The sequence below is a fragment of the Lacrimispora brassicae genome, from assembly GCF_054772055.1.
The window spans coordinates 1-22,852 of sequence record NZ_BRYH01000026.1 but is presented as its reverse complement, the minus strand read 5'-3'; the positions used below and the strand labels follow the sequence as shown (position 1 = coordinate 22,852).

Below are 22,852 nucleotides of genomic sequence, written 5' to 3'. Positions count from 1 at the left end.
AAATTCAGATAGGAGGTTGACAATAATAATCAAAACAGCTATAATTAGAGTAACTTAATTAATAAAGTTTATAAAGTAAGTACAAGGTGGTTTAAATTATGGCTGAGATGGTTGGAAAACCAAGTGTAATAAAATTATTAAATAAAGATGTGGTAGAAGGAATTATTCGCGGAAATGGTCCAATCACAAAACCGGAAATAGCGAAACAATCACAGTTAAGTCTGGTAACAGTAAATAAAACAGTAGCTACACTGATTCAAGAGGGGAAAGTAAGAGTCAGCGGAGCCAGCGAATCCACCGGTGGCAGGAGAGCAGCGTCCTTTGAAATTAATCATGAGTCAAATTTTTATATCGGGCTTTATTATTATAAGAATCATTATATTGGAGCCATTTCTGATTCCATAGGTGGATTAATTTACGAGCAGGAATTTCGTGCCAGGGTGGATATCTATGAAGAGATCATGGAAGATACCTATGCTGCCCTGGACAGCCTCATTGAAAAGTGTGGTGATCATAAGATAAAAGCCATAGGTATTGGTGTTCCCGGAGTTGTAAAGGAATGTACCATTACTAATATTCCCAATATCCCTTCCTGGGAGGGGAAAGATATTTCGGGCATTTTATCAGATAAATACCAGCTTCCGGTTCTGCTTGAGAACGATATTAAGCTGACTACGTTAGGAATTTATACTACAGAGTATCAGAATAATAAAGTCAGAAACATGGCATTGATTTATCTGGACCAGGGAATTGGATCTGGCTTTATCATTAACCGGTCATTATTTAAAGGTTTCAGTAACTTTGCCGGAGAGTTAGGTTACATACCGGTGAAGCAGCATTTTCCTATAAAAGAAAGCAGGTATAAAGGAAACTTTGAAACACAAATATCATTGATCAGTGAGGCAATTGAACAATCATTGGGGCTGCCAGAGCAAGAGATGTATAAAGATATGCTGATTCGGACAATCACTGAAGGCCTATTAAGTGTTATTTGTGTTTTGAATCCTGAAATCATCGTAATGAAGCATAGCTGTCTTACAGAACATGATTGCCGAAAGATACAGCGGGAACTGTCCGACTGGTTGGATGAAAGCAATGTTCCATTTATTGTAAATGCGGCTGATTTAAGTAAAAGCAGTATTCAGGGTGTAATTCGTATGTGCATCAGGGAAAGCACTTCTGCCTATTCATTATCTAATAAAAAACGAGGTTGATAAGATGAAATATTTATTGTCAGTAGATGGGGGAGGAACCAAAACAGAATTTTATATCAGTGATCTGCAAGGTAACATGATAGATACTTTTACAACTGGATCTACCAGTATCAAGTCGGTTGGCTGGGAGAAATCCTATGACCAGCTAAAGACAGGAATTGACCGGCTGAAAGAAGAATATCAAATTATGCCTGATGATATTTTGATGGGAGTATTTGGAATGTCAGGATGTGATTCTGATAAAGATTATCAGATGATTCTTGATCAGATTTTAAATCTGGGATTTACAAAAAACAATGTTCATTTATGTAACGATGGTGTACCGGCATTTTATGCTCAAACACTGGAACCGGGAGTTGTAGTGATTGCAGGAACCGGTTCAATCGTAATGGGGATAGATAAACAGGGGAAGGTCAGACGTTCGGGAGGTTGGGGATATCATTTCAGTGATATTGGATCCGGCTATTGGATTGGATGCGAGATATTAAAGAGAACTCTTCTTTATTGTGATAACTGTTACCCATATGCACCTGTATTTGAACAGGTCAGAGACTATTTCCAGGCGGAAAGTTATACAGAGCTTCCATATACGGTGACGGAAATTAAAGATAGTCATGAAATTGCAGGTTTAGCTTATGAAGTTGTAAAAGCAGCCGAAGAGCAGGAAGAATTATCCATTGAAATTTTAAAAGATGGAGCCAAACAATTGGCTGGTCAGGTTGTGGGTATGGTAAAACAACTGGATTTATCAGAGTCCCCAAAGATTGTTTTTTCAGGCGGAGTATTAAAAAGCAAGGTTTATCAAAAGATGCTTAAGTCAGAAATCAGACAATTAATTCCTGATCAGGATATTCAGTTTTATATTCAGAAGAATAAGCCATCCTTTGGAGGGATAAAGTTAGCACAGCGGCTGCTGGATAAAGGGAAAGAAATTGTCCTGCAGGTATTTACCGGAGGATATTTGAATAAAGAGACTACTTATGAAGAAGTGGAAAGCAAATTAAAACCAATACTGGAAAACATAAGGGTAACAAAGGTAATTATCGGATGGTTTGTTGATGAGGAGCTATATAAAAAGATAAAAATAATGGTACATATGTATCAGGCGGAATTATATTTATGGATGCCGGTTTTTTCAGAGACAGGATTACTGGAACCGGTAAGTTTCCTGCAGGATTTCCGGGGGGAAGAAGTAAAAAGTTACCGGCTGAAGGACGGAGAAAATTTTGAGTTTTATTGCCCTAATGTAAAGCAAAACAGAGAAAGTGTAAAACATATTTATGAAAAACATTTTAGTAAAGTAGGCTTTGATGGAATATTTTTAGATAAAATCAGGTATTCTTCTTTTTCCAATAAAATTACCGGAGTGTTTAGCTGTTTCTGTCCTGAGTGTATGAAAAAGTATGAGGAAAAACAACTGGATGCCGATGAATTACGTATGGAGATGGATAAAGTTGTTGATGGACTGGAAGGTTATGACAGACACCCGTTAAAATGCTTATCTTATGAAGCTGGAAGATATGGGTTTGATAATCCCATCTGGGAAAAATTTTTTGACTGCAAAGCAGATTTTATCTATGATTCGTTAAAAGAAATTACCGATTACTTCCGGGGGCAGGGTCTGAAGATCGGAATGGATGTGCTATCACCTTTTTTAACACATTTTACTGGACAGGATCTGTCAAGGCTTAAAGGATTAACAGATTTTATGAAACCTATGATGTATCGGATTACTTGTGCTCCGGCAGGACTTCCATTTGAATATGACAGCTTCCTGTCTGGTACTACGACCATTGATACCCATACCGTAAGGAGAGAGTTTAATGAGCTGATTGGAATTAGGCCAGGCGGGGAGAACCAGTTTGATCTGGATTTTGTGAAATCAGAACTGGAGATTATGGAAGGAATGGATATACCGGTATATTGCGGGATCGAGGTCAACAGAATTAAGGATGTTGTACCGGCGGATCCGGAATATATAAAAGATACTATTAATACTCTGTCTCAAACCAATATCAAAGGCTTTGTGTTATCCTGGAATATTCTATCGGCACCGGAAGAAAATATTGAGGCAGTCTATCATTGCTTTGGAAGCAGGGGTGAAATGCAATGAAGCGGATATTAGAGATGAAGCACATATATAAAGATTTTGGAACTGTAAAAGTGTTGAATGATATTGATTTTTCACTGGAAAAAGGGGAAGTGAGAGCTCTTTTAGGTGCGAATGGTGCAGGAAAATCTACATTGATTAAAATACTGGGCGGTGTTCATGCACCATCCAAAGGTGATATTTACTTAAGAGGAGATAAGATAAATTTTAAGGACAGTTATCATTCAAAACAATCAGGCATTAGTGTGATCTATCAGGAACTAAGTCTGGTACCTACACTATCGGTAATTGACAATATCTTTCTTGGCAGGGAAGTGGTATCCGGTGTCTTTTTAAAAAAAGAAGAGATGAAAAAAGAATATGAAGATATTTGCCGGCGTTTTTCATTTGATATTCCTGCAAATGCGATTGTGTCTAAGCTGAGCATTGCCAGGCAGCAGATGGTAGAGATTATGAAAGCAGTATCCTGTGATACTGAGATCATTATCATGGATGAGCCTACAACCTCACTTACTAATAATGAGAAAGCAAGCCTTTTCGGAATTATTGCAAAGCTAAAAGAAGCTGGGAAAAGTATTATTTATATATCACATATCTTAGATGAGATCTTTTTAAATTGTGACAGCGCCAGCATTATGAGAAATGGCATTATGGTGGGAAGCTATGATGTAAAGGATCTTACAAAAGAAAAAATTACTCAGTTGATGACTGGCATTGACAACAGCAATATTGCAGGAAAAAAACAGACTTTTCATGCAGATTATACCAGCGAGCCAGTTTTGGAGGTCAGAAATCTTGGCCGGGGAAATGTGGTAAAAGATGTATCCTTTAAAGTTCATAAAGGTGAAGTGGTAGGAATTGCCGGCCTGGTCGGTTCTAAACGAACGGAGATCATTAATCTGATTTATGGAGTGGACCATTGTGACCGGGGTGAAATTTTAAGAAATGGAACAGTTGTAAAGATAAGATCGCCTAAACAGGCGATTCACCATAAGATCGGTTTCATTCCGGAAGACAGAAAACATCTTGGCCTGATACTGGGACAGGAAATCTATAAAAATTCTACGGCCGTCCAGGTTGAAAAGTTTAAGACGTCAGGTTTCCTGAATAAAGGGAAAGAAATAGAATTCGCTGAATTTGCAGTAAAGAAACTGGGAATTAAGATCAGCAATGTAAAACAGAAGGTAAAAAACTTAAGCGGCGGCAATCAACAGAAGGTTGTAGTATCCAAATGGCTGAATCAGGATATGGATTTGATTATTTATGACGAACCTACCAAAGGAATTGATATTGCGGCAAAGGAAGACATTTTTCATACCGTAGAGGAATTCTCAGGACAGGGAATAGGGGTCATATTTATTTCGTCCGATTTAGAGGAAGTGATCCGTGTTGCAGACCGGGTACTGGTAGTCAGAGATGGAACGATTGTTAGTGAGTTGAATAATGACAATCTTACAGTTCAGGAAATTATGGATAAGATATTTGATGTATAGAGGAGATGTGTGATATGAAGAATAAAATGGGTGTACTGAAAAAAATGAATTTTCGGGAATATGGTGTTGTAATAGGTTTTATTCTGCTGTGCGTGGTCATCTCATTTGCAACTCCGGCCTTTGCAACTCAAAAGAATATCTTAAACCTGTTACGGCAGTCTTCCATCATCGGCATTATCGCAACAGGAATGACATTTGTAATTATATCAGGAAGCTTCGATATCTCCGTTGGGGCGGTAGCTGCTTTGTCAGGTGCGGTAACAATGAAACTGATAACAATGGGGAATGGGGTTCCGGTAGCAATTGCTGTTTTGGCAGCTCTTGGAATCAGTGCAGTGGTGGGACTGATTAATGGTATTGCAGTTGCCAAAATTAATGTACCTTCCCTGATTGCAACCATGGCAATGGTAAGTGTAGTAAAAGGTGCCATGCTGATGTTTACCGGAGGCTATCCAATTACAAGAACAATTCCGGTACTGGATACCATCGGAAATGGATATGTGGCTGGAATTCCCATTCCTGTCATCATATTTGCAGCAGCGGTTGCCATAGCTTTTGTAATTCTTACAAAAACACGATTTGGAAGATATGTTTATTCTGTTGGAGGCAATGAAGAAGCCAGTAAATTAAATGGAATCAATGTAGACTCTTATAAAATAAAGGTATTTGTAATCAACGCAGTGTTAGCGGCATTGGCCGGGATCGTACTGGTAGGCAGAATGGGAACGGCCAGTCCGGTAGCGGGAGATGGCTATGATATGGATGCAATTGCATCGGTAGTAATTGGCGGTACTTCTGTTGCAGGCGGATCAGGATCTGTACTGAAAACAGTCATTGGAGTGCTGCTTATGAGCGTGATTAATAATAGTTTTAACTTACTTGGTGTAGATATGTATTTTCAATATATATTTAAAGGATTAATTATATTAATCGCAGTGGGAGCAGATTCATTTAGCAAAAGACGGCTGGCTTCAAGTTAAGCCCAACAAAGAAAAGGAGAGAATATTATGAAGAGGCAAATGAAAAAAGTATTAGCATTTGGATTGGCAGCGGTGATGGCAGCGGGTATGACTGCTTGTTCTACCCCAAGTCCAACCAAAGAAGAGACAACAGCAGCTACAGAGGCCCCAGAAACACAGGCAGCCGGTGAGACAAAAGACGAGTATAAAATTGCAGTTTTACTTCCCGGTCCAACAGGTTATTTTGTAGCTACAAAAGAAGGAATTGATGCAGCGGCAAAAGAAAATAATGTAAAGATTGAATATGCAGATGCACAGTGGGATGCTTCCAAACAGCTTGCTCAGGCAGAAGATTTTATTGTAAAAGGTGTGGATTTAATTGCATTATGCTCTGTTGATTCAGGATCAGGCGAGAAGATTGTAAAATCTGCAAATGAATCTAATATTCCAATTCTTGCATTTACCAATGCAATTGGTGAAGAGGAGAACGGACAATATGATGGCCTTGTATCTTATGTAGGACAAAATGAAGTAAATACAGGTGCAGTAACCGGTGAACTTGCTAAACAGTTGTTAGGAGAAGAAGGGGGAAAGGCAATTCTCATTGAAGGCGTTCCGGGAACAACACCACAGATCAATAGAAAAAAAGGATTAGAGCAGGCATTGGAAGGCAGCAATATTAAAATTATTTTTAATCAGACATCAAACTGGGAAAAAGAACAGGCACTTAGAATTGTAGAAGATATGATTCAGAAAAAAACTGAGTTTGATATTGTAATCTGTCAGGATGATAACTCAGCAACTGGGGCAGGACAGGCTTTAAAAGAAGCAGGATTAAAAGATACTGTAAAAGTTATCGGTCTGGGCGGAAGTATTGATGGCCTCCAGGCAGTTAAAGCTGGTTTAATTGATGGTACTACCTATATGTCAGCAGTTGAAGAAGGGCATGTAGCCATTGTAACAGCAGTTAATTTCTTAAAAGGTGAAACAGTTGCTCCTGTTACAGAAATCAAACAGGTTGAAGTAAATAAAGATAATGTAGATACTTTTAAAGGTGAGTGGTAAGATTGCTGCAAAAAATTCACTGGGCAGTTAACATAACTTTAGTAATTCTTTTGAACAGTCTGTGCCGGGAGTGACCAGCTAAGAAAAAACTGAAAATTAACATCAATGAAGTTTGATTGCTGTAAGCGGTCGTTGGCAGTTGATTGGATAGGTACTTACGGATTTCCCCAGGTACTGATCATCCAATACGCCAACGGTCGCTTTTATTTTCTTCAGTAGACTGTAGCAAACGCGGAAGCTTTTAAATGGCCCTATAAAACGATATCATAGGAGCAATGATTATAGGGATTTCTTTTCAAAGATATTAAAAATATAAAAAACACTGTATAATCCCAGTAAATATAAGGAAAATACAGTGCTTACCTATGACCTATCCGAGAATCGAACTCGGGTTTCCGCCGTGAGAGGGCGGTGTCTTAACCGCTTGACCAATAGGCCGTTGTGTATGTGTCATCTCTGACAACTTCATTATAATACCATAGGAATTTCCATTTGTCTACACTTTTTTTAATGAAATAAAAAATTTGTCAAAATCGGATTATATATGCTATACTTTTCTAAGTCCAGAGGAAGCAGGAGGAGAGGTATGGGACTTAAAAAGCGGGAAGTGAAATACGATTACTTAAGGACCCTAGCGGTCTTTGCCATCATCATGATTCATGCGGTTCCGGCAGAAACCTTAAATTACAGGCAATGGCTGTTTTCGGCAGCTCTTTTGCCGGTGCTTTTATCATTTGTAGGGATTTATTTTATGCTGAGCGGACTCTTTCTTTTAAAATCAGGGACAGAAGATATTCCTGGATTTTACCGCAGCCGGTTTCAAACAATTTTTATCCCTTTTGCATATTACAGCGGAATCTATTATTGGTATTATGAAATTCATTTAAGACAGGAGCCCCTTAGGTGGCAGGAGCACCTGGCGGCTTTTGGAAAAGGGCTTTTTACAGGGACCATTCCCATGACGCCCCATCTGTGGTTCATGTATGTGATCATGGCGCTTTACCTTTGTGCGCCCTTTCTGGCCCGGATGATGAAGGCCATGAGCGATAAGGATTTAAAGATCCTTCTGGTCCTTATGATGATTGTCCAGGGAATCTGCACCTATTTTCCGGCCTTTGGCCTGGATTTAGGGGAGAGCCTTCAATATATGATATTTAAGGGCTGGTTCATATATTTTGTTTTGGGATATGCATTAAAGCGTCTGTACGGCAGCAGCAAATATCTCCCCTTTGGAATTCTTGGTATTACCGGTTTTTGCATCACAATGGTTCAAAAATGCCTCACCCCATCCGTTACGCCCGGGATCCACGACCTGGCTCCCACAATGATGGCAATGGCTGCGGCTGTTTTTCTGTTCTTCGAGCGTTTCGGGGACATAAAAACGCCTGTCCTTGCAAAGGCTGCCAACTATATAAGCCGTTACAGCTATTCCATCTATCTGATCCATTATCTGGTTTTGGGACAGGTGGTCAGAGGGCTGCTGGAAAAGACTTTCCTAAGACATTATTACGTGCCAAAGATCATCTGGGAGACGATCCTTACGTTTCTTATTTCCCTGGCAGCCGCCTGGATCATTGACGGTACCATAGGAAAGCTTTTGAAAAAAGCGATGGGTTGGGTTTATGATAGAAGGAATAAAAGCAAAAGGAGAGGGTTACATGGACCAAAAGGCAAGCTGTGAATATTGTATACATTATGATTACAATGAAGAATACCAATACTATGAGTGTAAGATGGATCTGGATGAGGATGAGATGATACGGTTTTTAAGCAATTCTTTCCAGAGCTGCCCTCATTTTAAATTCGGGGATGAATACTCAGTGGTGAGAAAGCAGATGTAAAGGGAAATGATGAAAAGAAGCCCTGAAAAAGGGAGGAGCCGGTATCCCTTGAAGGAATACCGGCAATTATGAAAAAAATTTTTATCTCAAAGTATGTTGGCAACATCTTTTTCTGATGTTTTTAGTATATCGATTAAATATGAAGAAAATTTGACCAGGCTGTAAAAAGATTATGACCAGAATGTGAACAATGGACTGGTCCATTGGATCAGTCTCTGAAATGATAGCTGTCCAGCAACTGGTTCTTCATATGCCAAAGCTTATTGGATAAGTCAACGTGAACTTCGTGAGGATTTACCAGACGCCGGGACTCATCCCAGAGGGTATCAAGCTCCTTTTTACAGTAAGACTGGATGTCCATGACGGCTGGGGCCTCATAAATGCATTTTCCTTCTTTGAATATCTGGACCAGAAGATCCCTCATGGTATAGCTGTTAGGTGCCAGATGGGTCTTTTTCCATGTTTCAAGGGGGTCGAAGAGAAGAAGGGAATGGTTCTCTTTAAAGACCTCCCCTTCCAGGCAGATTAAGTCGGCAATGATCTTCCCGGTTTCCCGGCTGTAAATACGCTTGATGATCTTGTTTCCCGGATTGGTGATCTTTTCCGCATTTTCAGAAAGCTTGATCTTTGGCATGAACTGGCCGGTCTTTTTATCCATCACAGCCGCCAGCTTGTAGACGCCTCCAAAGGAAGGGCAGTCCTTGGAGGTGATCAAATTGGTGCCAACGCCCCAGGAATTAATGGTAGCGCCCTGGATCTTTAAGCTGTTGATCAAAGTTTCGTCAAGGTCATTGGAGGCGGAGATCACTGCATCTGAAAATCCGGCCTCGTCAAGCATTTTCTTAGCTTTTTTAGAAAGGTATGCCAAGTCCCCGCTGTCCAGGCGGATCCCATAGGTGGCAAGGGGGATTTTAGCTTCCCGCATTTCCTTAAACACCTTGATGGCATTGGGAACGCCGGATTTTAACGTATCATAGGTGTCCACCAGAAGGATACAGGCAGTGGGATAGAGCTTTGCATAGCTGCGGAATGCGCTTAATTCGTCAGGGAAGCTCATGATCCAGCTATGGGCATGGGTTCCCCTCACCGGAACATGAAACATCTTTCCTGCCAGCACATTGGAGGTGCCGATGCAGCCTGCGATCATGGCGGCCCTTGCACCGTAAATCCCGGCATCAGGTCCCTGGGCGCGGCGCAGGCCAAATTCCATAACCCCGTCTCCTGCGGCAGCAAATACGACCCTGGCGGTCTTGGTGGCGATCAGGCTCTGGTGGTTGATGATGTTGAGCAAAGCGGTTTCGATCAGTTGGGCTTCCATAATGGGAGCAATGACTTTTACTAAGGGTTCTCGAGGGAATACGACCGTACCCTCAGGAATGGCGTAGATGTCGCCGGAAAATTTAAAATGATGAAGATATTCCAAAAAGTCTTCTTCAAACAGGCCGATGGACCGTAAATAATCCACATCCTCCTGGTTGAAATGAAGCTCATTTACGTATTCAATGACCTGTTCCAAGCCTGCGCAGATCGCATACCCGTTGCCTCCTGGATTGCTGCGGTAGAAAACATCGAATATAACGGTTTCGTTGGCGTTTTTCTCTTTAAAATATCCCTGCATCATGGTCAATTCATAGAGGTCTGTTAATAAAGTTAAATTCCGCTGGCTCATAGCTGTTCTCCTTTTTCCTTTTACTAAACCTTTTCGCACATTATACCATAAGTTTACAAAAACACAATGGAATTGACAAAAAAGTAACAATGTAAATAGTGTCAAAAATATCAAATAAATATTTGAAAATGATCAAATAATCTAAATAATACAATACAATTTGAAAATTAATAATTAACTAATAATTTTTATTGAAAAAGACTTGCAAAATATAGAGAGATGGTATATAATAAAACCATAAACAAAAGAAAATAATTTCTAATCCAATATCCTAAATTTATTTCGGAGGATAACAGAGAAAAGGAGGTTGATTCCACCGAAAACATAAGTTTCGTCTGAACCAGTAACTTGCAGGTTCAGGCAAAAGGCCAAACCGTTAGACCTTAGCAGAAAACCGAAAAAGGCGATGGATAAATGTGAAAGCATGGATGAAGCCGGAATGAAGATCTACCAATCTCATATATGCCTATAGTTGGTTATAACTGCAGAGAAATATTCATCTGATGAGTGATTTTGATTCGTCCGGATTGAATTTTTATTCGGTAGCTGGATAACAATATAGTAGAATGAAAACAACGATGCAGAGAATACAGATTGTAGATGGTTTTAAGCGAAAGGCAACGGGAAAAATTCATATAGAGCATCAAGAGAACGAGCAGTAAAAACGTAACGAGAGAGGTAATTAAGAACCAATGGATGAAAGCGTGTAGAACGGGTATCGGATTTCATGAAAATGATTCGGTGCCCGTTCTCCTTTGTGCCTTCCGGCTGCTGGGAGGAAATTCAAATTAGCCTTGACATTTCTTTTTTTAATCCCTATAATTAAAAAATACGGTAATATTAGTATAACCACATCATAATAGGAAGAAAAACTTTGATGGAGACAGTAGGACCATGGGAAATCCAAAGAGAGCCGGGGAGGGTGGAAGCCTGGCGAAAGTAGCGTGGGTTCGAATATCACTCCGGAGTTTCCGGCTGAAAGCTTTGGCAGTAGGTCAGGACGTAGTTTCCGCGTTAAGGGAAAGCATATGCTGGTATGCGGTAATAGGTGGTATAACGGAGATATAGTGAGGCTTTCGTCCTGATTACGGGATGAGGGCTTTTTTTATATATGTAGAAATGGAGGTCGCAAAAGATGTACAAGAAAGTCCCTACAGACTTGAATTTTGTAGCAAGAGAAAAAGAGGTTGAAAAGTTCTGGGAAGATCATGAAATTTTTAAAAAGAGCATGGAAAACCGTAAGGAAGCAGAAACCTATACGTTTTATGACGGTCCGCCCACTGCCAATGGGAAACCCCATATCGGGCATGTATTGACCAGGGTCATCAAGGATATGATCCCAAGATACCGCACCATGAAAGGGTATGACGTTCCACGTAAAGCAGGCTGGGATACCCACGGGCTGCCGGTGGAGCTGGAAGTGGAAAAAATGCTGGGCCTTGACGGCAAGGAACAGATCGAGGAGTATGGCCTGGAGCCATTTATCAAGTATTGCAAGGAAAGCGTTTGGAAATACAAAGGCATGTGGGAGGATTTTTCTAAGACCGTTGGCTTTTGGGCTGACATGGATGACCCATATGTGACTTATGAAAATAATTTTATTGAATCCGAGTGGTGGGCATTAAAGCAGATCTGGGAAAAGGGCCTTTTGTACAAAGGCTTTAAGATCGTTCCCTACTGTCCCCGGTGCGGTACCCCCTTATCAAGCCATGAGGTGGCCCAGGGGTATAAGGATGTAAAGGAACATTCCGCTATTGCCCGGTTCAAGGTAAAGGGAGAAGAAGCCTACATTCTGGCTTGGACCACCACCCCCTGGACCCTTCCTTCCAACGTGGCCCTTTGCGTGAACCCCAATGAGACCTATGTGAAGGTGGAAAATGGAGAGTACATCTATTATCTGGCAGAGGCTCTCTGTGAAAAGGTTCTGGAAGGGGAGTACACGGTTTTAGAAAGGTATCAGGGAAAGGACTTAGAATATAAGGAATACGAGCCTTTGTTTGATTTTGTAAAACCAGATAAGAAAGCACATTATGTGACCTGCGACACTTATGTCACTTTGAGCGACGGTACCGGTGTGGTCCACATTGCTCCTGCTTTTGGTGAGGATGATTCCAAGGTGGGAAGAAAATATGACCTTCCCTTTGTACAGCTTGTCAATGGGGCAGGTGAGATGACCGAGGAGACCAAGTGGGCAGGCACCTTCTGCAAAAAAGCGGATCCAATGATTTTAAAGGATTTAAAGGAAAGAGGACTTTTATTCTCAGCGCCTATATTTGAGCACAGCTATCCTCACTGCTGGAGATGCGATACCCCATTGATCTACTATGCAAGAGAGTCTTGGTTCATCAAGATGACCGCCGTAAAGGAAGACTTAATCCGCAACAACAATACCATCAACTGGATCCCGGAAAGCATTGGAAAAGGACGCTTCGGCGACTGGCTGGAAAATGTCCAGGACTGGGGCATCAGCAGGAACCGTTACTGGGGAACTCCCCTTAATGTGTGGGAATGTGAGTGCGGTCATCAGCATTCCATCGGAAGCATTGAGGAATTAAAAGCAATGTCTCCTGACTGCCCTGAGGACATCGAGCTTCACCGTCCATACATTGACGGGGTGACCATTACCTGTCCAAAGTGCGGGAAGCAGATGAAGAGAGTGCCGGAGGTAATCGACTGTTGGTTTGATTCCGGTTCCATGCCATTTGCCCAGCACCACTATCCTTTTGAAAACAAAGACCTGTTTGAAAAACAGTTCCCGGCTGACTTTATTTCCGAGGCCGTGGACCAGACAAGAGGCTGGTTCTATTCCCTCCTTGCCATCTCCACCCTGATCTTTAACAAGGCGCCTTATAAAAATGTAATCGTTCTGGGACATGTCCAGGATGAGAACGGGCAGAAGATGAGCAAATCCAAGGGAAATGCAGTAGACCCCTTTGATGCTCTGGAAACCTACGGAGCCGATGCCATCCGCTGGTATTTCTATGTGAACAGCGCACCATGGCTGCCTAACCGTTTCCACGGAAAAGCAGTTATGGAAGGACAGCGCAAATTTATGGGCACCCTTTGGAATACCTATGCATTCTTTGTGCTCTACGGGAATATTGATGAATTTGACCCCACAAAATACAGTCTGGAATACGAAAAGCTTCCCGTCATGGATAAATGGCTTCTTTCCAAGCTGAACACCCTGGTAGGGAATGTGGATGCTTACCTTTCCGGCTATCAGATTCCGGAAGCAGCAAGAGCGCTTCAGGATTTTGTTGATGATATGAGCAACTGGTATGTCCGCAGAAGCAGGGAACGCTTCTGGGCAAAGGGGATGGAACAGGATAAGATCAACGCCTACATGACCCTTTATACGGCCCTTGTAACCGTAAGCAAGACAGCGGCTCCCCTCATCCCGTTCATGACCGAGGAGATCTATCAGAACATGGTTTGCAGCGCGGATAAGTCTGCGCCGGAGAGCATCCATTTATGCGATTATCCTGTGGCAAACCAGGCTTATATTGACAGGCAGTTGGAAACGGATATGGATGAAGTGTTGAAAATCGTAGTCATGGGCCGGGCCGCCAGAAATACGGCTAATTTAAAGAACCGCCAGCCCATTGGCCAGATGTTCGTAAAAGCGCCTCACACCCTTCCTGTATTTTACCAGGAGATCATCGAGGAAGAACTGAACGTAAAAAAAGTGGTATTTACCGATGATGTAAGGGATTTCACCTCCTACAGCTTTAAACCCCAGTTAAAAACCGTTGGACCGAAATACGGCAAGCAGTTGGGAGACATTAAAAAGGCTCTTTCAGAGGTCAACGGCAATGAAGCCATGGACACCTTAAATGAAACAGGTGCTCTTACCTTCTCATTTAACGGAACCGAAGTCGTACTCACCAGGGATGACCTTCTCATTGATACCGCCCAGACGGAGGGCTACGTATCTGAGGGAGATAATACCATCACCGTTGTTTTGGATACCAATCTGACGCCTGAGCTATTGGCAGAGGGCTTTGTGCGTGAGCTGATCAGCAAGATCCAGACCATGCGTAAGGAAGCAGGGTTTGAGGTAACGGATCACATTGTGGTATACAGCAAGGGCAATGAAAAAATTGCCGGTATATTAAAGAGCCATGAGGAAGAAGTAAAGAGTGAGGTACTTGCAGAAGACATCATCCTTGAAACGCTGGCCGGTTATGAAAAAGAGTGGAACATTAACGGCGAAAATGTAACCCTGGGTGTGGAGAAGTTTCAGTAAACGGTTAGGAGGCTTGGTAGAATGAGTATGGGATTTGATAAGGAAACCTTTAAAAAAAGTGTTCTGTTTAATATGAAGAATGTGTTCCGCAAGACGGTTGATGAAGCCACTTCGGAGCAGATGTACCAGGCAGTCGCCTATGCGGTGAAGGATGTTATCATAGACGAATGGATCGCAACCCATAAGGAGTACGAGAAGCAGGATGTAAAGACCCTGTATTATCTGTCAATGGAATTCCTTATGGGCCGTGCTCTTGGCAATGATATTATAAATATTATGGCTCAGCCGGAGGTAAAGGAAGTTCTTGAAGAGCTGGGATTTGACTTAAACGTCATCGAGGACCAGGAGCCGGACCCTGCTCTTGGAAACGGGGGACTGGGCCGTCTTGCGGCCTGCTTCCTGGACTCCCTGGCAACTCTTGGCTATCCGGCCTATGGATGCGGGATCCGTTACCGCTACGGTATGTTCAAACAGAAAATAGAAGGCGGATATCAGATAGAAGTGCCTGATGACTGGCTGAAGAACGGCTATCCCTTTGAGCTTCGCCGCGCAGAATATGCCACTGAGGTAAAATTCGGCGGATATGTGAATACGGTAAGGGAAAACGGCAGGGAACGGTTTGTCCATGAGGGATACCAGTCTGTTCTGGCTGTTCCCTATGATATGCCTATCGTGGGATACGGAAACAATGTGGTGAATACCTTAAGAATCTGGGATGCCCAGGCAGTTAATACCTTCAGCCTGGATTCTTTTGACAGGGGAGACTACCAGAAGGCCGTGGAGCAGGAAAGCCTGGCTAAAACCATTGTAGAAGTCCTTTATCCCAACGACAACCATTATGCAGGAAAAGAACTTCGCTTAAAACAGCAGTACTTCTTCATTTCCGCCAGCGTGCAGAGAGCGGTCATGAAGTACATGGAAAAGCATGACGACATACATAAATTCTACGAAAAGACGGTTTTCCAGCTAAATGACACCCATCCCACTGTGGCAGTTCCGGAGCTTATGAGAATCCTTCTGGATGATTACGGCTTAAGCTGGGATGAAGCATGGGAGATTACAACAAAGACCTGCGCCTACACCAACCACACCATTATGTCGGAAGCTCTGGAAAAGTGGCCGATTGAGCTGTTTTCCAGGCTGCTTCCCAGAATCTACCAGATCGTGGAAGAAATCAACCGGAGATTCCAGCAGAAGATCGTGGAGATGTACCCCGGCAACCAGGAAAAGCTGCGGAAAATGTCCATCGTTTACGATGGTCAGGTCCGCATGGCCAATCTGGCGATCGTGGGAGGCTTCTCGGTAAACGGCGTTGCCAGGCTCCACACAGAGATTTTAAAGAACCAGGAATTAAAGGACTTCTATCAGATGATGCCGGAAAAATTCAACAACAAGACCAACGGCATCACCCAGAGAAGGTTCCTTCTTCATGGAAATCCGCTTTTAGCTGATTGGGTTACGAAAAAGATCGGCAGCGACTGGATCTCCAATCTGTCTCATATTCACCGCCTGGCAATCTATGCAGAAGACCCCAGGTGCCGGCAGGAGTTCATGGACATTAAATACCAGAACAAGGTGCGCCTTGCAAGATATATTAAAGAGCATAACGGCATTGATGTGGATCCCAGATCCATGTTTGATGTGCAGGTAAAGCGTCTCCATGAATACAAGCGGCAGTTAATGAACATCCTCCATGTGATGTATTTGTACAATCAGCTAAAGGATAACCCAAACCTTGACATGGTTCCCAGAACCTTTTTGTTCGGTGCAAAGGCGGCAGCAGGCTATAAGCGTGCAAAGCTGACCATTAAGCTGATCAATGCGGTGGCTGATGTCATTAACAATGACAGAAGCATCGGCGGTAAGATTAAGGTGGTTTTCATTGAGGATTATAAAGTATCCAACGCGGAGATCATTTTTGCGGCTGCAGATGTCAGCGAACAGATATCCACGGCCAGCAAGGAGGCCTCTGGTACCGGAAATATGAAATTCATGTTAAACGGCGCCCTGACCCTTGGAACCATGGATGGAGCCAATGTGGAAATCGTAGAGGAAGTGGGAGCGGAGAACGCCTTTATCTTTGGCATGTCTTCCGACGAGGTGATCCGTTACGAAAACGAGGGCGGATATAATCCCATGGAAATTTTCAACAACAATTATGAGATCCGCAGAGTGCTGATGCAGCTTATTAACGGCTATTATTCTCCCCAGAATCCGGAACTGTTCCGGGATATTTATAACTCTTTATTAAATACCCAAAGCAGCGACCGGGCGGATACCTACTTTATTTTAAAGGATTTCCCATCCTATGCAGAAGCCCAGCGCCGGGTGGATCAGGCGTACCGGGATGAGGCATGGTGGGCAAAAGCAGCTATCTTAAATGTGGCCTCCAGCGGCAAGTTTACCTCAGACCGCACCATTGAGGAATATGTAAAGGACATCTGGCACCTGGAAAAGGTGAAGGTGGAGCTGGAAGAAGAGGCATAGATTTGTAAAAACGTTCCGGAAGTGATTCCGGGGCGTTTTTTTGCATATATTGAACAAGGGTTTCAGTCAGGGAAATAGAAAGGATGGTGATTTGGAATGATGAAAAAGGCGGTGATGGCGTGTATCCTTGCGCTGTTGTTTCCATATATAATTACTCTGGCCTGGACGGGAAAGATTGAGGCGAGGAAAGAGGTTCCCATCATCACCAGCGGAAAGAAGATCATCTTGGACCGGAAAAATGGAGAATCCTATATGGATGTGGAAGAATACCTGCCCGGCGTGGTGGCAAAGCAGATGCCGGCCGACTACGGCAGGGAAGCGCTGAGAGCCCAGGCAATCATTGCAAGGACATACATCTATGGAAAAATGAACGGGCAGAATGAAGTGAAGGAATCCGAGCTTCACATGGAGTATCTGGAGGAACGGCAGATGGAAAAGCTGTGGGGAAGCGAAGCCTTTGTGGCCAGCTATCAGGCAGTGGAAGAAGCGGTCCGGTCCACGGCTAAAACGGTCATGATGATTGACGGAACGCTGATTGATCCCTTATTTCACCGGGCCAGCACAGGAAAGACCAGGACAGGAGATGAGAACCATTCCTATTTGCAGCCGGTTGCCTGTCCCAGGGATGTGGAAGTGGAAGGTTTTCTCACTGTAATCTCTTACAAAAAAGAGGATTTTGCGGAAAAAATCAATCAGATCTCCGGAGATGTGCCTGTAAAGGCGGATCAGATTCCAGGAAGCATTCAAATCATTCTCAGAGATGAGGGAGGATATGTGGGTCAGATCCAGATCGGCACCAGGGTCTATACAGGAGAAGAAATCCAGCGGGTCCTTGGACTTCCATCCTCTTCCTATGGATTTGAGGAATACGAAGGGGGAGTCCGGGTAATTTGCCAGGGGATCGGGCATGGTTACGGCATGAGTCAGTATGGAGCCAAATGCGAAGCAGAGGAAGGATGGACGGCAGAACAAATTCTCCCTAATTTTTATAAAAATATTGTTTTAATTTCTGAATAACTCTTTCACTCTTGGTAAGAATATTATCGAGGTGATAAACGTGAAAGAGAAAATAAGTCAATTGTTCAAGGATAAAGTATTCCTTGTCCTGTTGGTTCTAGGCCTGCTGACTATAGTTGCTGCAGCAGGAGTCATTACCGTTCAAAGAGGAAATGGTGGAGGAGAAAGCCCTTATCTGCAAGTACCGGATCAGAGCAATATGATTGTTGAAGAATCAATCCCCCAGGAGACACAAGTGGCAGTTGCAGGAGACTCCAATGCAACGCAAAATATGGAAGAGGAAATGCAGGCGGCTGATTCCAATAAAGCCACTGCAGAACAGGAAACAAAAGCGGCCGCAGTAAAGGCCGGAACAGACAAAAGCGCGGCAAAGTCTCTGGTACTTGATTTTAGCGATGCCAGCAGAATGACATGGCCCATACGCGGAAATGTTATTTTGGACTACAGCATGGAGTCCACCATTTATTTCCCAACTCTGGATCAGTATAAATGCAATCCAGGGCTTGTGATCCAAGGAGATGTAAGCACTCCGGTTGTGGCACCTGCCAATGCAAAAGTACAGGAAGTCGGCTCCAATGAAGAAATTGGAAGCTACGTTGTCTTAAATATGGGCAACAATTATACGGCTGTCTGCGGTCAGTTAAAGGAACTGCAGGTTGTGGAAAATGAATATGTGAAGGAAGGTCAGGTCTTAGGCTATGTGGCCGAACCTACCAAGTATTATTCCGTGGAAGGCTCCAACGTATTCTTTGAATTAACTTATAATGATAAGTCCATTGATCCTCTGGATCATATGCAGTAAGCTCTAACAGAAATCTCAGGAAAATGTTATAAAAAAATAATAAAATGTTCATATGTGATTAAGAGTCATCTGTTATACTATAACCGATCAGTCAAATACCCCACAGCAAACTGTGGAGTATTTGACCCCGTGGGCAGTCGCCAAGGTCAAGCTTGCTTGACTTTGGTTCGTTGCTTTCACGAGAATCAACGGGGAGTGTGGCTATGAACATACTGTTTTTTTTAACACCTAAGAATGAAGTGGCTTATATTTTCGAAGATGAATCTCTGCGCCAGGCGCTTGAGAAGATGGAGTATCACAAATACTCAGCCGTACCTGTTATAAACAGGAGGGGCAAATATGTAGGGACTATAACCGAAGGAGACATGCTTTGGGGGATCAAGAACAAATTCAATCTCAGCTTAAAAGAAGCGGAGCAGGTGACGGTGGCTGCCATTGACAGAAGATCAGACAACCGTCCGGTGTATGCGGATTCCAATATGGAAGACCTGATTGATAAGGCATTGAACCAGAATTTTGTGCCGGTTGTGGATGATCAGAAGAATTTTATCGGGATCATCACCCGCAAGGATGTCATCCGTTATTTTTACAACAAGTCCCTGGAGGTACAGCGGCCGGCAACGGACTGCCAGGCTGCGGCCATTAATTAAAACGCAATAAAAAAAGCATTTTCTGCCAAACTACGGCGAAAATGCTTTTTTGATTTATCTCATTTTTTCTTTTTCCTCTGTTAAGAGCTGATAGGAATCTGATAAGGAAGTGCCCAGGATCTTTAATAAGTTGTCCTTTTCCAAAGTAGGCGAATAATAAAACCCCTGCTGATAATTGCAGCCGGCTTCTGTCAGGATATTGACCTGGTTTTCTGTTTCCACGCCTTCGGCAATGATGGTTATATTAAGATCTCTGGCCATCCGGACCAGCCCTTCAATGACGGACCTTGACCTTGGGTTTGTTTCCAACTGCCACACAAACAGGCGCTCAAGCTTTACGGTATCCATGGGAAGGTCCAGGATAGAGGAGATTCCGGAGTGGCCGGAACCGAATTCATTAAGGATGATCTCCACACCCATTTCCTGCAATTGCTGAAGGGTCACATTGATGTTTAAATAAGCCATGGTCAGGGCGCTTTCCTGGATTTCCAGGGCTAGCTTTCCCTTTGGTATGTGGTAAGCATCCATGATTCGGCTCACTTCATCAAGGAAATCTTCCTGTAAAAACAGGACAGGAGATATGGGAAGGGCAATGGATTCAAAGCTGTTTCCCGCTTTCAGCAATCCTGAGATGCACTGGGCCGTTTTTTCCAGGCCATAGTATTCAACGGCCCGGATCTGTCCCGAATCCTCTGCAACCGGAAGGAATTCGCTGGCTCCGATCAGCCCAAGACCTTTAATAAAGATGCGCATGTAAAGCTCGGCACGGGTGAAAATTCCCGTATCCATATGAAGGGTTGGACGGTAACGGACTTCCACCTCTTCTTTTTCCAGGGCTGTTCTCAGATAAAGGGCAATGGTCTGCCGCCGCTGCAGTTGTTTATGCAAGGCGCTGTCAAAGACCACCGCCTGGTTGGGGCCGCCTTCTTCTGCTTTTGTAACGGCCAGGTCCAGGCATTTTAACATCTGGTCCGAAGAGGCCGCATGTCCCGGATAGGAGCAGATGCCCATTTGTGCGGAGCATAAGCAGTCTGTGCCGCTGACCTTCCAGACATGGTCAAACCTTCCGGCGATCTCCTCTGCAAGCTCTAAAGCCTGTCCCTGGGTATATTTGTCCAGTATAATGATATATTCCACGCCAATATAATGGTAGACGTTTTTTCCTGTCACCTCTTTTAAATATGTAAGAATCTGTTCCAGAAGGGTTTCACAGTACTCATAACCAAATACCTGATTCAGCCGCTTAAAGTTCTCTATGTGAAGCTTTAACGCAGCACCCCGTTCGCCGGAGCCCATGACCTGGTTTAGATGTTTTAAACAGGTATCCCGTTCCGGCTTGCTCTCTGAAGCTGTTTTTTCCACAGCCTGCACTTTTGTTTCTGTTTGCAGGGCCGGAGATGTTTTTTTATGAAACCAACTCATATGGATTACCTCCTGTTTATCGGCTGTTTGACTTTATTGTATTATAAAAGCAGGGGGAAATCAAGAAATAATTGGAAGAGGGATAAGAGGCATTAATCTGAAAATAGAGAGAATAATAAGGATAAGGCAAGAAATTTTTGGTATGTTAGCATACAAGCAAGAGGTGAAGAAAATGAAATCAATCTGGACAGAATCAGCCGTAATACCAGGACGGAACCCTTTGTCGGGGAACAAACGGACAGAGGTAGTAGTAATAGGAGGGGGAATGGCAGGAATCCTCACTGCCTTCTATCTGCAAAGGCATGGGCTTCATGTGGTGGTGCTGGAGGCTAACCGTATGGGAAGCGGACAGACGGGATTTACAACCGCAAAGATCACATCCCAGCACAATCTGATCTACGAAAGGCTGGTGCGTACGGTAGGCGAGGAGACAGCAAGGCTCTATGGAAAGGCAAATCAGTTGGCAGTGGAAGAATACGGAAAGCTCATTAAACGTTATTCCATACACTGCCATTATGAACCAATGGATGCATATCTGTATTCTGTGCAGGAGTCAGAGGTACTTTCAAAAGAGGCGGAGTATGCCGCCAGGCTTGGACTTCCTGCTTCCTTTGTCAGACAGACCGGACTTCCCTTTCCTGTCCATGGAGCGGTTCGTTTTACCGGACAGGCCCAGTTTCATCCCCTGGAATTTTTAAGAGATATTTCCTCAGGGCTTACGATTTTTGAGCGGACAAAGGTCATCAGGGTTCAGGGGCATGACGTTGTGACGGACAAAGGGGTGGTAAAGGCGGACAAAGTAGTATTTGCATCTCATTACCCCTTTGTCAATATGCCGGGGTTTTATTTTGCAAAAATGTATCAGGAAAAAAGCTATGTGATGGAGCTTGAACCGGTGGAATCTTTGCAGGGCATGTATCTTGGAATTGACGAAAGGGCATATTCCTTCCGGAATGTGGGGGATAAACTACTTTTGGGATATGGCAGCCACAGGACGGGAAAAGCCCCCAAGGAAAGTCCCTTTTCCACCATAAAACGGGCGGGGGGACATCTGTTCCCGGAAGCCAGGGAAATCAGAAAGTGGACGGCCCAGGATTGTATGACCTTAGATGGAATCCCCTATATCGGGCCCTTTTCTTCCCTAAGACCGGACTGGTATGTTGCCACAGGCTTTGGAAAGTGGGGCATGAGTTCTTCTATGGCGGCTGCCAAAATATTAAGCGCTCAGATAACAGGCAGGAGGACGCCTTATGACGGGGTATTCTCTCCCAGAAGACATCATTTAAAGGCGGCTGCAGGTACCTTAGTTTCCCATGGCCTGGAATCGGTGAAGGGGCTTTCAGCCGGAACCATACCGGGAGCTGTGAACTGTCCCCATATGGGCTGCCGTCTGGTATGGAACCGGTACGATAAGCGCTGGGAGTGCCCCTGCCACGGATCTTCTTTTGAAATTAATGGAAAAATATCAGCAGGCCCTGCACAAGAGAGTATTCCTTTCATAGATTGATATTAGAAACTTTCAATAGCGAAAGGAGTCACACATCCTATGGATTGTTATACGAAGCAATGGTGCCCCGGCTGTATGACCGGCACCGGCTCAACCGGGTGGGAAGCTGCCATGGGGCTTGATATGTCTGTATACCCTGGTACAGTGATCCGCCCCGATATGCCCCTTGGCTCAGGTCCGGCAAAATCCGCAGACACTGCGGCATCTCCCATACTTATGAGACAGCAGGGGATGTCCGCAGGTCCCTGCCCGTGGATGCCGCCTAAAAGCTCTAAGTGTTCGGACACAAGAGGTGAATCAGAAACCGCTCCCGTTTACATGAAATGTCCGGAGATGCCGGTATGCCCAATGCCGCCCAAATGTCCGG

At 43.7% G+C, this 22,852-nt stretch carries 16 protein-coding genes and 1 tRNA gene; 14 read left to right on the top strand and 3 right to left on the bottom strand.

Going from position 1 to position 22,852, the window contains the following annotated elements; all coding sequences use genetic code 11:
• Positions 1-98 precede the first annotated feature (98 nt).
• Genes ACYVD3_RS13270 through ACYVD3_RS13250 form a run of 5 tightly spaced genes read left to right on the top strand, consistent with a single transcriptional unit; the run spans position 99 to position 6,841 of the window.
• A complete protein-coding gene (locus ACYVD3_RS13270) occupies positions 99-1,214 on the top strand; it encodes an ROK family protein (protein WP_460643003.1) in 1,116 nt (371 codons plus the stop codon).
• A 4-nt stretch (positions 1,215-1,218) separates the two neighbouring features.
• Positions 1,219-3,327, top strand: coding sequence for a BadF/BadG/BcrA/BcrD ATPase family protein (locus ACYVD3_RS13265; protein WP_460643002.1), 2,109 nt, complete (start codon positions 1,219-1,221; stop codon positions 3,325-3,327).
• Positions 3,324-4,817, top strand: a complete 1,494-nt coding sequence (locus tag ACYVD3_RS13260) for a sugar ABC transporter ATP-binding protein (protein WP_460643001.1) — start codon at positions 3,324-3,326, stop codon at positions 4,815-4,817. Before ACYVD3_RS13265 ends, ACYVD3_RS13260 begins: the two co-directional genes overlap by 4 nt.
• Before the next feature lie 14 nt (positions 4,818-4,831).
• Positions 4,832-5,797 carry an ABC transporter permease gene (locus tag ACYVD3_RS13255; RefSeq protein WP_460643000.1) on the top strand — a complete coding sequence of 322 codons (966 nt, stop codon included), beginning with the start codon at positions 4,832-4,834 and terminating at the stop codon, positions 5,795-5,797.
• 27 nt (positions 5,798-5,824) lie between these two features.
• Positions 5,825-6,841: a substrate-binding domain-containing protein gene (locus ACYVD3_RS13250; protein WP_460642999.1), complete on the top strand. Its 1,017-nt coding sequence runs from the start codon at positions 5,825-5,827 to the stop codon at positions 6,839-6,841.
• A 366-nt stretch (positions 6,842-7,207) separates the two neighbouring features.
• On the opposite strand, the gene ACYVD3_RS13245 is transcribed toward ACYVD3_RS13250, so the two are convergent.
• Positions 7,208-7,279 (bottom strand) — tRNA-Glu (locus ACYVD3_RS13245).
• 148 nt (positions 7,280-7,427) lie between these two features.
• Between ACYVD3_RS13245 and ACYVD3_RS13240 the strand changes: the two genes are divergently transcribed.
• Positions 7,428-8,522, top strand: a complete 1,095-nt coding sequence (locus tag ACYVD3_RS13240) for an acyltransferase (RefSeq protein WP_460642998.1) — start codon at positions 7,428-7,430, stop codon at positions 8,520-8,522.
• Positions 8,500-8,682 (top strand): DUF6472 family protein, encoded by a 183-nt coding sequence (locus ACYVD3_RS13235; protein WP_460642997.1) that lies wholly within the window; start codon positions 8,500-8,502, stop codon positions 8,680-8,682. Before ACYVD3_RS13240 ends, ACYVD3_RS13235 begins: the two co-directional genes overlap by 23 nt.
• A 208-nt stretch (positions 8,683-8,890) precedes the next feature.
• On the opposite strand, the gene ACYVD3_RS13230 is transcribed toward ACYVD3_RS13235, so the two are convergent.
• Positions 8,891-10,351, bottom strand: coding sequence for a nicotinate phosphoribosyltransferase (locus tag ACYVD3_RS13230; protein WP_460642996.1), 1,461 nt, complete (start codon positions 10,349-10,351; stop codon positions 8,891-8,893).
• Positions 10,352-11,486: 1,135 nt separating this feature from the next.
• Here ACYVD3_RS13230 and ileS point away from each other — a divergent pair.
• The 5 genes from ileS to ACYVD3_RS13205 all read left to right on the top strand — a co-directional run bounded on the left by ileS (position 11,487) and on the right by ACYVD3_RS13205 (position 19,556).
• Complete coding sequence (ileS, locus tag ACYVD3_RS13225) at positions 11,487-14,600, top strand: isoleucine--tRNA ligase (RefSeq protein WP_460642995.1); 3,114 nt, start codon at positions 11,487-11,489, stop codon at positions 14,598-14,600.
• 21 nt (positions 14,601-14,621) lie between these two features.
• Entirely contained in the window at positions 14,622-17,087 is a 2,466-nt protein-coding gene (locus ACYVD3_RS13220) for a glycogen/starch/alpha-glucan phosphorylase (protein WP_460642994.1), read from the top strand.
• Positions 17,088-17,183: 96 nt separating this feature from the next.
• The gene (locus tag ACYVD3_RS13215; RefSeq protein ID WP_460642993.1) at positions 17,184-18,104 is read left to right on the top strand and encodes a SpoIID/LytB domain-containing protein; all 921 of its coding nucleotides are present in this window, start codon (positions 17,184-17,186) and stop codon (positions 18,102-18,104) included.
• Positions 18,105-18,144: 40 nt separating this feature from the next.
• Complete coding sequence (locus ACYVD3_RS13210; RefSeq protein ID WP_460642992.1) at positions 18,145-18,906, top strand: peptidoglycan DD-metalloendopeptidase family protein; 762 nt, start codon at positions 18,145-18,147, stop codon at positions 18,904-18,906.
• Positions 18,907-19,109: 203 nt separating this feature from the next.
• A complete protein-coding gene (locus tag ACYVD3_RS13205) occupies positions 19,110-19,556 on the top strand; it encodes a CBS domain-containing protein (protein WP_460642991.1) in 447 nt (148 codons plus the stop codon).
• 54 nt (positions 19,557-19,610) lie between these two features.
• On the opposite strand, the gene ACYVD3_RS13200 is transcribed toward ACYVD3_RS13205, so the two are convergent.
• On the bottom strand, positions 19,611-20,978 hold the full coding sequence (locus ACYVD3_RS13200) for an EAL domain-containing protein (RefSeq protein ID WP_460642990.1): 1,368 nt from the start codon (positions 20,976-20,978) through the stop codon (positions 19,611-19,613).
• A 172-nt stretch (positions 20,979-21,150) separates the two neighbouring features.
• Between ACYVD3_RS13200 and ACYVD3_RS13195 the strand changes: the two genes are divergently transcribed.
• Together ACYVD3_RS13195 and ACYVD3_RS13190 are read left to right on the top strand one after the other, a co-directional pair.
• Positions 21,151-22,485: an FAD-dependent oxidoreductase gene (locus tag ACYVD3_RS13195; RefSeq protein WP_460642989.1), complete on the top strand. Its 1,335-nt coding sequence runs from the start codon at positions 21,151-21,153 to the stop codon at positions 22,483-22,485.
• A 39-nt stretch (positions 22,486-22,524) separates the two neighbouring features.
• The coding region (locus ACYVD3_RS13190; protein ID WP_460642988.1) for a hypothetical protein at positions 22,525-22,852 on the top strand (328 nt) is incomplete at its 3' end.

What these genes read in the sequence shown, in the direction of transcription:
- ACYVD3_RS13270 (WP_460643003.1), top strand. Translation starts at nt 99, where the DNA reads ATGGCTGAGATGGTTGGAAAACCAAGTGTAATAAAATTATTAAATAAA.
- ACYVD3_RS13265 (WP_460643002.1), top strand. Translation starts at nt 1,219, where the DNA reads ATGAAATATTTATTGTCAGTAGATGGGGGAGGAACCAAAACAGAATTT.
- ACYVD3_RS13260 (WP_460643001.1), top strand. Translation starts at nt 3,324, where the DNA reads ATGAAGCGGATATTAGAGATGAAGCACATATATAAAGATTTTGGAACT.
- ACYVD3_RS13255 (WP_460643000.1), top strand. Translation starts at nt 4,832, where the DNA reads ATGAAGAATAAAATGGGTGTACTGAAAAAAATGAATTTTCGGGAATAT.
- ACYVD3_RS13250 (WP_460642999.1), top strand. Translation starts at nt 5,825, where the DNA reads ATGAAGAGGCAAATGAAAAAAGTATTAGCATTTGGATTGGCAGCGGTG.
- ACYVD3_RS13240 (WP_460642998.1), top strand. Translation starts at nt 7,428, where the DNA reads ATGGGACTTAAAAAGCGGGAAGTGAAATACGATTACTTAAGGACCCTA.
- ACYVD3_RS13235 (WP_460642997.1), top strand. Translation starts at nt 8,500, where the DNA reads ATGGACCAAAAGGCAAGCTGTGAATATTGTATACATTATGATTACAAT.
- ACYVD3_RS13230 (WP_460642996.1), bottom strand. Translation starts at nt 10,351, where the DNA reads ATGAGCCAGCGGAATTTAACTTTATTAACAGACCTCTATGAATTGACC.
- ileS (WP_460642995.1), top strand. Translation starts at nt 11,487, where the DNA reads ATGTACAAGAAAGTCCCTACAGACTTGAATTTTGTAGCAAGAGAAAAA.
- ACYVD3_RS13220 (WP_460642994.1), top strand. Translation starts at nt 14,622, where the DNA reads ATGAGTATGGGATTTGATAAGGAAACCTTTAAAAAAAGTGTTCTGTTT.
- ACYVD3_RS13215 (WP_460642993.1), top strand. Translation starts at nt 17,184, where the DNA reads ATGATGAAAAAGGCGGTGATGGCGTGTATCCTTGCGCTGTTGTTTCCA.
- ACYVD3_RS13205 (WP_460642991.1), top strand. Translation starts at nt 19,110, where the DNA reads ATGAACATACTGTTTTTTTTAACACCTAAGAATGAAGTGGCTTATATT.
- ACYVD3_RS13200 (WP_460642990.1), bottom strand. Translation starts at nt 20,978, where the DNA reads ATGAGTTGGTTTCATAAAAAAACATCTCCGGCCCTGCAAACAGAAACA.
- ACYVD3_RS13195 (WP_460642989.1), top strand. Translation starts at nt 21,151, where the DNA reads ATGAAATCAATCTGGACAGAATCAGCCGTAATACCAGGACGGAACCCT.